Origin of the sequence: Natronococcus sp. (assembly GCF_047921035.1) — an archaeon.
GTDB lineage: Archaea > Halobacteriota > Halobacteria > Halobacteriales > Natrialbaceae > Natronococcus.
Genome location: NZ_JBLRWX010000044.1, coordinates 20,008 through 28,721, shown reverse-complemented (window position 1 = coordinate 28,721; position 8,714 = coordinate 20,008). Strand labels below are relative to the sequence as shown.

7 protein-coding genes and 1 pseudogene are annotated in these 8,714 nt (G+C 65.0%); 4 read left to right on the top strand and 4 right to left on the bottom strand.

Annotated features, from left to right (window positions below; all coding sequences use genetic code 11):
* Positions 1 to 209: pseudogene (locus ACNA7R_RS10800) on the top strand (DoxX family protein); the annotation flags it as partial.
* 32 nt (positions 210 to 241) lie between these two features.
* Here ACNA7R_RS10800 and ACNA7R_RS10795 read toward each other — a convergent pair.
* Positions 242 to 661 carry a VOC family protein gene (locus tag ACNA7R_RS10795; protein ID WP_416283573.1) on the bottom strand — a complete coding sequence of 140 codons (420 nt, stop codon included), beginning with the start codon at positions 659 to 661 and terminating at the stop codon, positions 242 to 244.
* Between the two features lie 85 nt (positions 662 to 746).
* On the opposite strand from ACNA7R_RS10795, the gene ACNA7R_RS10790 reads away from it, so the two are divergent.
* The 3 genes from ACNA7R_RS10790 (at position 747) to ACNA7R_RS10780 (ending at position 4,786) form a co-directional block, all read left to right on the top strand.
* Positions 747 to 1,115 carry a methylglyoxal synthase gene (locus tag ACNA7R_RS10790; RefSeq protein WP_416283572.1) on the top strand — a complete coding sequence of 123 codons (369 nt, stop codon included), beginning with the start codon at positions 747 to 749 and terminating at the stop codon, positions 1,113 to 1,115.
* A gap of 250 nt (positions 1,116 to 1,365) precedes the next feature.
* The gene (locus ACNA7R_RS10785) at positions 1,366 to 3,096 is read left to right on the top strand and encodes a cation:proton antiporter (protein ID WP_416283571.1); all 1,731 of its coding nucleotides are present in this window, start codon (positions 1,366 to 1,368) and stop codon (positions 3,094 to 3,096) included.
* Entirely contained in the window at positions 3,089 to 4,786 is a 1,698-nt protein-coding gene (locus ACNA7R_RS10780) for a cation:proton antiporter (RefSeq protein ID WP_416283570.1), read from the top strand. The genes ACNA7R_RS10785 and ACNA7R_RS10780 overlap by 8 nt, the downstream gene beginning before the upstream one ends.
* A 41-nt stretch (positions 4,787 to 4,827) precedes the next feature.
* On the opposite strand, the gene ACNA7R_RS10775 is transcribed toward ACNA7R_RS10780, so the two are convergent.
* The 3 genes from ACNA7R_RS10775 to ACNA7R_RS10765 all read right to left on the bottom strand — a co-directional run bounded on the left by ACNA7R_RS10775 (position 4,828) and on the right by ACNA7R_RS10765 (position 8,556).
* Complete coding sequence (locus tag ACNA7R_RS10775; RefSeq protein ID WP_416283569.1) at positions 4,828 to 5,022, bottom strand: hypothetical protein; 195 nt, start codon at positions 5,020 to 5,022, stop codon at positions 4,828 to 4,830.
* 95 nt (positions 5,023 to 5,117) lie between these two features.
* Positions 5,118 to 6,809, bottom strand: coding sequence for a cation:proton antiporter (locus tag ACNA7R_RS10770; protein ID WP_416283568.1), 1,692 nt, complete (start codon positions 6,807 to 6,809; stop codon positions 5,118 to 5,120).
* Positions 6,802 to 8,556 (bottom strand): cation:proton antiporter, encoded by a 1,755-nt coding sequence (locus tag ACNA7R_RS10765; protein WP_416283567.1) that lies wholly within the window; start codon positions 8,554 to 8,556, stop codon positions 6,802 to 6,804. The genes ACNA7R_RS10770 and ACNA7R_RS10765 overlap by 8 nt, the downstream gene beginning before the upstream one ends.
* Positions 8,557 to 8,714: the final 158 nt, after the last annotated feature.

The window sequence follows — 8,714 nt, the reverse complement described above, 5'->3', positions numbered from 1 at the left end:
TCCAGATGAGCCTGTTCTACCTCGGCGGCTGGGAGGGACAGTGGCTCGCGCTGTTCGACTCGACGCTGATCTACGCCATCGTCTTCCTCGCGCTGGCGGCCTTCGGCGCCGGTCGGATCCTCGGACTGGACCGATCCCTCGAGCGGATCGAGGTCGGCGGCGAAGCGCTCGTCGAGCGCTTCCCGAAGCTCCGGTATCTGATGGGCTGAGGTCCGCTCGCTCACAGTACGCGCTCTTCTCCTTACGTTTCCAGTATTTCGACGAGGTTTCCCTCGGGATCCCGGAGGAAGCAGATCGACGTCCCGCTCGCGGTGGTCCGGGGCTCGCTGATCGTCGGCACCTCCTCGGGCAGGTCGGCGTAGAACGCCTCGAGGTCCGCGACCGCGAGCCCCACGTGGGTCGCGCCGGGCTCGTTGAGCCCCGGCGTCGGCCGGGGGTCGGCTTCGGGATCGTACTCGACGAGCTCGAGGCGGACGCCGTTCGCCTCGAGGTGGACGAAGTCGGCGCCCGCACCGTCGACGCCGACGGCGTCGGCGAAGGCCTCGCCCTCGACCGAAAACCGATCGAGGACGTCGAGTCCGAGTACGTCACGGTAGAACGGGAGCGTCTCCTCGAGGTCGTCGACGGTGACGCCGACGTGGTGTGCGCTGAGTTCCGTCATGGTGTCGTTCGTGCGATCGGGTCCCAAAAGCGCTTCCGTTCTCCGGTTCGGCCAGCGTTATGGTCCCCTACGACGATGTCGACCTATGACCCGCGTCGCGCTCATCGCCCACGACGAGAAGAAGACCGATCTCATCGAGTTCGCGCAGGCCCACGAGGCCCAGCTCCGGGAGTACGAGCTGATCGCAACCGGAACGACCGGGAAACGACTGATGGACGAAACCGACCTCGAGATCGAGCGCAAGGAGTCGGGCCCGCTCGGCGGGGACCTGATGATCGGTTCGGAGGTCGCCGAGGACCGCCTGGACGGGATCGTCTTCCTTCGGGATCCGTTGCGGGCCCAGCCCCACGAGCCCGATATCTCCGCGCTGCTTCGGATCTGTGACGTTCACGACACGGCGCTGGCGACGAACCTCGCCTCGGCGGAGTTCCTGATCGAGGGACTCGCGGACTGATACGGTTTCCTGTAAGTCATTACCGGCGCAACCGCCGTACGGGTCGCGGTTGCGCCGGTAAATCGTTACAGCAATCCGTATGAGGCGGTCTGCTGTTACGGGTTACGGCGAGCCAGTAGACTCGGGCCGGTCGTAGTCTCGAGGACGAGGTTGGCCCCGAGGAATCGCCGATCGGATCCGTTTTTCCTCCGGGAACGAAAACGTATTTACACCGAATGTACGAACCGCCGGATATGAGCCGGGACTACCGATGAGTCAAATCGCCCTCGCCGCCGATTTTGCGATCATCATCGTCGTGGCGACAGTTATCGGTATCCTCGTCAGGCAACTGGGACAGCCGACGATCATCGCCTACATCGCCGCGGGGGTCATCCTTGGCCCGGTCGCGTTCGACATCGTCACCGACGAAGGACTGGTCTATCTGATGTCCGAGCTGGGACTCGGGTTCCTGCTCTTTCTGCTCGGGATGAAGATGCGGTTTTCGGATATCAAAGAGATCCTTCGACCGGTGACGAACGTCGCCGTCGGCCAGACGGTGTTGCAGACGGCGCTCGCCTTCCTGGTCGCGCTGGCGCTCGGTTTCGGAACGATGGAGGTCCTCGTCATCTCGCTCGCGACGGTGTTCGGCGCGACGCCGATCATCGTCAAGGTCCTCTCCGACAAGGACGAGATCACCACGCTCCCCGGGAAGATCGACGTCGGCGTCCTCATCGTCCAGGACATCTACCTCGTCGTCGTCCTCGCGATGTTCAGCGCCGACTCGCTCGACAACGTGGGGGAGATCCTCCAGACGCTCGCGATCGTGTTCGCGATGATGGCCTTCATCGGAATCTTCTCGATCGCCTCCTCGAAGTACATCCTTCCACGGCTGTTCCGTCGCATCGCGGACAACAAGGACGTGTTCCTGATCGTCGCGATCGCCTGGGCGTTCCTGTTTATCGCCGCTGCGGGGAGCCAGTTCGACGGCGGCATCGAGATCGGCGCGTTCCTGGCCGGACTCAGCCTCGCACAGCTCCCCTACAGCAAGGAACTCGAGGACCGGATTACGCCGATCACCGACTTCTTCATCCTGGTGTTCTTCGCGAGCATCGGGCTCCAGATCGAGGGCGGCGCCGCGAGCCTCTTCGCCTACTGGCAGGAGGCGATCGTCGCCTCGATCGTCCTGATGGTCGGGAACTTCTGGATCATGTTCTACCTCATCGACCGGGAAGGGTTCGGCGTCGAGCCGACGTTTCTCGCCTCGATCAACATGGTGCAGGTCAGCGAGTTCTCGCTGATCGTCGGGGCATTGGCCCTCCAGCAGGGGTACATCGGTCCCGAAATCCTCGGCTATCTCACTCTGATGGCGCTGTTGACGATGACCGTCTCGACGTACATCGTCGCCAACAATCACGCGATCTACGGGCGGGTCGAGCCGTGGTTCCGCCGATTCGAGTCGGCCGACGACCGCGACGCGGAGATCGAGACCTACAGCGACCACGCCATCGCGATCGGCCGGGACGATATCACGGAGCGGATCCTGCCGCTGCTGGCGGAGCGCTACGACGACGTCGTCCTCATCGACCGCCGGGCCGGACACGTCGAGGACGACGCCGACGAACCGTACGACTACATCTTCGGGGACTTCCGCCACTCCGAGATCCGAACGGAGGCGAACCTCTCGGAGGCGAGTTTCGTGTTGAGTTCGAGCGTCGAACGCGAGGTCAACGAGGCGCTGCTCGAGGAGGTCGCCGACGACGCTGTCGTCTTCGTCGAGGCCGAGCGGATCGACGACGCCCGCGCGCTCTACGACCGCGACGCGACGTACGTCGTCATGAGTACGCACCTGACCGCGGAGATGCTCGCCGAGTACCTCGAACGGTACCTCGAGGATCGGTCGGCGTTCGACGAGACGGTCAACGACGACCTCGAGCGACTCAGGCGGCGCAGCCACGAGCCGGCTGACGAGATGATCGGCGACGGGGGTGAGACCGATGGTTGAGGCGCTGATCGTCGACCTCGGGATCATCTTCGTCGCCGCCGGCGCGCTGTTGTTCGTCGCCAACCAGTTCCGGCTCCCGACCATCCCGTTTTACCTCCTCGCCGGGCTCGCGGTCGGCTGGACCATCGGGCTCGACGAACTCCTCGTGCTGGCCCAGTGGGGGATCGCGTTCCTCGTGTTCGTCTTCGGGATCCGGCTCGACCTCGGCGACGTCCAGTCGGTGCTCAGGGACGGCGAGATCGCCGCGATCACCCAGCTGCTCGTCGTCGCGCCGATCGCGTTCGGCGCCGGTTACATTCTCGGCGACCTCTTCGGGTTCGCCGAACCGTTCAGAAACGCCGTCTACTTCAGCGCCGCCGTCACCCTGAGTTCGACGCTCGTCGGCGCCGGAATGCTCGAGATCGAGATCCGCGACAACCTCGTCCACGGTCGGCTCGCCTCGTCGATCCACTTCTTCGACGATCTGGTCGCGATCGCGCTCCTCTTGATCCTGAGCACGGAGGTGATAACCGCCGACGCCGTCTCCTCAAAGATCGGCTACGGCGTCGTGTTGATCGTCGCCGGACTGGTGATCTACCGCCACGGGTTCCCGCTGCTGGTCCGGGCCGCCGACGGCTCGGACGAACTCGTGTTGATGGGCAGCGTCTCGATCCTGGTCGCCTTCCTGGCGGCCGCCGAGTACGTCGGCATCTCGATCGTCGTCGGCGCCTTCGCCGCCGGAATCGCGATCAGAAACGACGGGACGCAGTCGCTGGCCGTCGGGAACGGGATCGACTCGATTAGGGACTTCTTCGTCACCATCTTCTTCGTCACCGTCGGCGCGCTGGTCTCGGTCCCGACCCTCGAGACGGCGACGATTGCGCTGGTGCTCGTGGCGCTGGTGGCGATCGTCAACCCGGTCGTCTTGCTGCTGGCGTTCGTCTACGAAGGGTACGACGTCCGAACGGCGTTTTTCGCCACGACCGGTCTCAACCAGGTCAGCGAGTTCTCGCTGGTTATCGCAATCCAGGCGTTTCTTATGGGGACGATCACCGAGGCGATGTTCGACGCGATCATCCTCGGTGCGGCGGTGACGATGCTGCTCACCGCCTTCGCCAGGCGCACCGAGGAGGAGATGTACTCCGCGGTGGTCTCGCAATTCTTCACCGAACAGCGAACGCGGAAGGTCGACCAGCATAGCCGGGTCGACGACGACCTCGCCGATCACGTCGTGATCGTCGGCTACGGTCGTCAGGGCCGCCGCCTCGTCGAGACGCTCGAGGACCTCGATCGGAGCTACGTCGTCGTCGAGAACGATCCCGCGCTGTACGACCGACTCGAGGCCGAGTGTCGCAACTACGTCTTCGGCGACGCGATGTCGACCTACCCGTGGCAGAAGGCGGGCCTCGAGGACGCCGCGCTCGTCGTCTCGACGGTCGACCACCGTCCCGTCTCGGAACACCTGCTCGAACTCGAGACCGACGCCGACGTCGTCCTTCGGTCCGACGACGCCGAACAGGCCGCGGAACTCGTCGAGGCCGGTGCGACGTACGTCACCGTCCCGGATATCCTGGCCGGCGAGCAGCTGATCGAGATCGTCGACGCGTTGCTCGAGGGCGAGATCGACGCGGAGACGCTCGCCACGGATCACCTCGAGCGACTGGCCGAACTCGAACGGTACGGGTTCACCGCCCAGCGCGAGCAGTACTGATTCCGCCGTGGTTCCGTGATCGGTGAGGAGGAGCTACCCGCTCAGAACGGACCGCCGAGGTACTCGTGGACCGCGAGAACGACTGCAAGGCCGAGGACGAGCAACGCTCCGGCGAGGGCGGCGGGGACGTCGATCACGTCGATCAGTCCGATCGCGCCCGCGATCGCAACGAGGACCGCCACGGTGTAGATGCTCAGGTTGCGGAGGAGACGGCCCGGCTCGGCTGATTCGAACATCGGTATCGGGATCGTAGCGAGGGCAGCGCCAAAACAGTTGTGTGCCTCTCTCGCCGGGAGTCCGTATCGAAACCGGACGGCCTCTCGGAGCTCCGCTAGCGGAGCGGCTTGAACACGGGGTCAGCGCGACTCTCCAGTTCGGCTCGCTGCTGGTCCCGAAGCTCCGCCGACGTTAGCTCGTCGTCGAACAGCGCCCGGAGCTGCTGGACGAGTCGCTGGCCGGCGAGCAGCTCCGAGTGGCTGACGTACAGCGCTCCCGCGTCGAGCAGTTCCAGCGCGGTCTCCCGGTCGCCCGATCGAAGGGTGAGGTCGGCCTCGAACTCGAGCGAGAGGATCCGCCTGGAGACGAGTTCGGACTTTACCGTCGAAACCACGATCCGTGCGTCCTCGACGTTCGCTTTCTCCCAGGTGTACCGTTCCATCGCGTCGCCGAAGACGTAGGCGTCGCACTCGGCGGTAACTACGTCCCTGCGGGACGGGTCGTTCTCGATGACGACGTACGGCTGGTCGAGTTCCTCGAGGGTTTCGACCAGTCGCTGTCCCTGACGGCCGTAGCCGACGATCACGACGTGATCGGAGCGGTCGGTCGGAACCGAACTCCAGTCGTCGATCTTCTCGTGTCTGTCGCCGAGGACGCCGCGGTCGGCCAGCGTCCTGTAGATCTCCTCGTCGTAGCGCTGGGTGAGACTCGAGGTCACCATCGTTACCGCCGCGGCGAAGATGATCGCGTCGAACACCGACTGGCTCAGAAGGCCGAGCACCAGCGCCTCGATCGCGATGATCAGCGCGAACTCGCTTACTTGGTCGGTGTTGAGGCTGGTCAGCGTGGCCGTCCGCGGCTCGTACCCCTGGTAGATCAGGATCGCCGTGGTAACTGCCGGCTTCACCACCACGGTCAGGCCGACGAGGACGCCCGCGAGCAGGAGCTTCTCGAGGGACGCGGTCCACCCGAGTTCGACGAACGGCAGGACGACCAGCGCGCCGATCGTGACGAAGAAGATGGCGACGAAGAAGTCCTTGATCGACTCGAGGCCGTTGAACAGGCCCAGATAGTCGACGGGGTCGTGACGGACCGCGAGTCCGGCGGCGAACGCGCCGACGACGATCGAGATGCCGACGTACTCGGCCACGCCGACGAACGCGACCAGTAGCGAGACGACTGCAAGGATCATGAGCTCGTCGGAGTCGCCGGCGAACTCGCCGACCGGGTCGAACAGGTACTGGTTGACGACGACGGCGGCGACGAGCAACGCGACGCCGTAGCCGACGGCCGCCGCGACCGGCTCGGCTGCGAGCGTCGCGGCACTCAACACGAGCACGAACAGGATCGCGAGCAGGTCCTGCACGAAGTGTAGCGATCGGGCGAGCCGGCCGCGAACGAGGTTCGTATCGTACTCCCGTTGCAACAGCGCGGTCCCGACGATCGTCGATGACAGCGCCGCCGCAGCGCCGAGGTAGATCGCGTCCCCGGGCGGGACGCCGAGCGCGACGCCGAGCCCGAACCCGAGCGAACCGACGACGAGAATCTGTCCGACGGCGGCCAGCTCGCTGTCGACCAGCACCGTCCGCACGGCCGAGAAGTTGATCTCGACCCCGAACGAGAACACGAGCAACGCGATCCCGTACTGGGCGAGCTCGAGCGTGAGCTCCGGTTCGACGAAGAAGCCGACGACGATCCCCGCGAGGACGAGGAACGGGACGGTCGGGAGATCGAACCGGTTGGCCGCCAGGAGGAACGGGCCCGTGACGATGAAGATGATCGAGAGCGCGGTGAGCAGATCAGTCATCCAGTTCACCCCCGAGCTGTTCGGCGGTGGTCGGGAACGGCTCCGAACTCGCCAGCAGTTCGGCGTCCGCGTCGAACGCGTCCTCGAGAACCGGCTCCTCCTCGAGGTACGCCCGGAGGTACTCCGCGAGCCTGTCGGCGGCGAAGTACGGCGGGACGACGACGCAGTGGGCGCCCCTGTCGTAGAGGTCGCGTGCGTCCTCGAGCCGTTCGGCCTCGACGAAGACGACGGCGTCGTCCGCGACCTCCCTGAGCAGCGCCTTGTTGATCTCCGGCTGGACCGACGACGAGAGGGCGAAGTCGGCCTTTTTCACGGCCGCGTCCTTCCGGATCGTGGCGTTCCGGAAGTCTCCGTAGATCGCGTCGTACCCCTCCTCCTCGAGCGCCTCGATGTGCTCGACCGTTCGGTCGACGACGACGACGTCGTCGTAGCGGTCCGCGAGCACCGGGAGGGCGTTGCGGGTCACCTCGTCGTAGCCGATGACGACCGCGTGATCGCGGTACTCCCGTTTCTCGCCCTCGAACGCGCCGTCGCCGGTCCACCTCGAGAGCGTCGGTTCGAAGCGCTCGAACAGCGGGTGGCTGAACTCGATGAAGTAGACCGAGACGGCCATCGTGAAGATCGCGAGCAGGGTCATGAAGCCGAGCACCTCCGCCTCGATGAAGCCGCCCTCGAACGCGACGGCGGCGACGATGATTCCGAACTCGCTGACCTGGATCATGTTGATACTCCCGAGAAACGTCGTTTCCGTGCCAAAGCCCTGCCAGTCGAGCAGGTAGAAGAAGACCGCGAACTTGATCGGCATCAACACCAGCGCGGCGACGATCGCCTCCTGTGCGTAAAACAGAAGCTGGCTCGCCTGGAGGTCGAGTGCGACCGAAACGAAAAACACCATGACGAACAGGTCGGTCAACGGGTTGATTCGATCCTGCAGCTCCTTGCTGTAGGGGAGCTGTGCGATGGCCAGTCCGGCCATGAACGCGCCCATCTCGATCGAGAGGTACGCCTCGATCCCCAGCGGGGCCAGAAAGAGGTTGATGTTGTCGGAGACGAACACGAACAGGAACGCCCAGGAGATCGCCAGCAGGAAGAACACCTCCTTGTTGTCGGCGACTCGGCGGAAGACGACCGGTAGCACCGTCTGGGACGCGCCGACCGCGGCGACGGTGACGAGCGCGACGAGGACGAGCACGACGGCCAGAGTCGTCGCGACCTCGGCGAGACCGTCGGGTCGCCCGGCCGCGAGCACCGCGAGGATGATGACCACGACGACGTCCTGGACGAGCAGGACGCCGACGTCGAGCTTGCCGTGCAGCGAGGTCGCCTCGTCTTTGTCCGTGAGCATCTTGATGACGACCGCGGTGGAGCTGTACATCACCGCGAGCCCGATCAGCAGCGACTCGAGCGCGGAGAAACCGAGCGCCAGCGAGACCCCCATCCCCGCGAGGAAGACCGCCACCATCTGGGGGATCGAGATCTTGACGATCGGCGCGAGGACGTATCGGATCTCCTCGAGTCGCATCTTGATCCCGAGCAGAAAGAGCAGAAAGGCGAGCCCGAGTTCGGAGAGCAGATCCGTGAGGTCGCCGACCTCGACGACGCCGAGGACGGCGGGGCCCAGCACGACGCCCGCCAGGATGTAGGCGATGATCGTCGGCTGGCCCGTTCGCTTCGCGAGGAAGCCGGCAACCGTTGCACCCAGTACGATAATCGCGAGATCGACGGTGAGGGCTACCTCAGAGACCATTCGACCGAGCGTTTGAGTCGAACCGGAATGAGAGTACCGGAACCGGTTTCCATGGATCGCGTCGATACGCAAAGCCAGACCCACCGAGCGGACGGTGCTCGATCGGCGTCGGATCGCCCTCGCTGGCGAGGCCGAAACGGTCGACGAACAGTACCGTA

Bases quoted from the DNA above. Each gene is read 5' to 3' on its own strand.
- ACNA7R_RS10790 (WP_416283572.1), top strand. From the start codon at position 747: ATGACCCGCGTCGCGCTCATCGCCCACGACGAGAAGAAGACCGATCTC.
- ACNA7R_RS10765 (WP_416283567.1), bottom strand. From the start codon at position 8,556: ATGGTCTCTGAGGTAGCCCTCACCGTCGATCTCGCGATTATCGTACTG.
- ACNA7R_RS10785 (WP_416283571.1), top strand. From the start codon at position 1,366: ATGAGTCAAATCGCCCTCGCCGCCGATTTTGCGATCATCATCGTCGTG.
- ACNA7R_RS10780 (WP_416283570.1), top strand. From the start codon at position 3,089: ATGGTTGAGGCGCTGATCGTCGACCTCGGGATCATCTTCGTCGCCGCC.
- ACNA7R_RS10770 (WP_416283568.1), bottom strand. From the start codon at position 6,809: ATGACTGATCTGCTCACCGCGCTCTCGATCATCTTCATCGTCACGGGC.
- ACNA7R_RS10795 (WP_416283573.1), bottom strand. From the start codon at position 661: ATGACGGAACTCAGCGCACACCACGTCGGCGTCACCGTCGACGACCTC.
- ACNA7R_RS10775 (WP_416283569.1), bottom strand. From the start codon at position 5,022: ATGTTCGAATCAGCCGAGCCGGGCCGTCTCCTCCGCAACCTGAGCATC.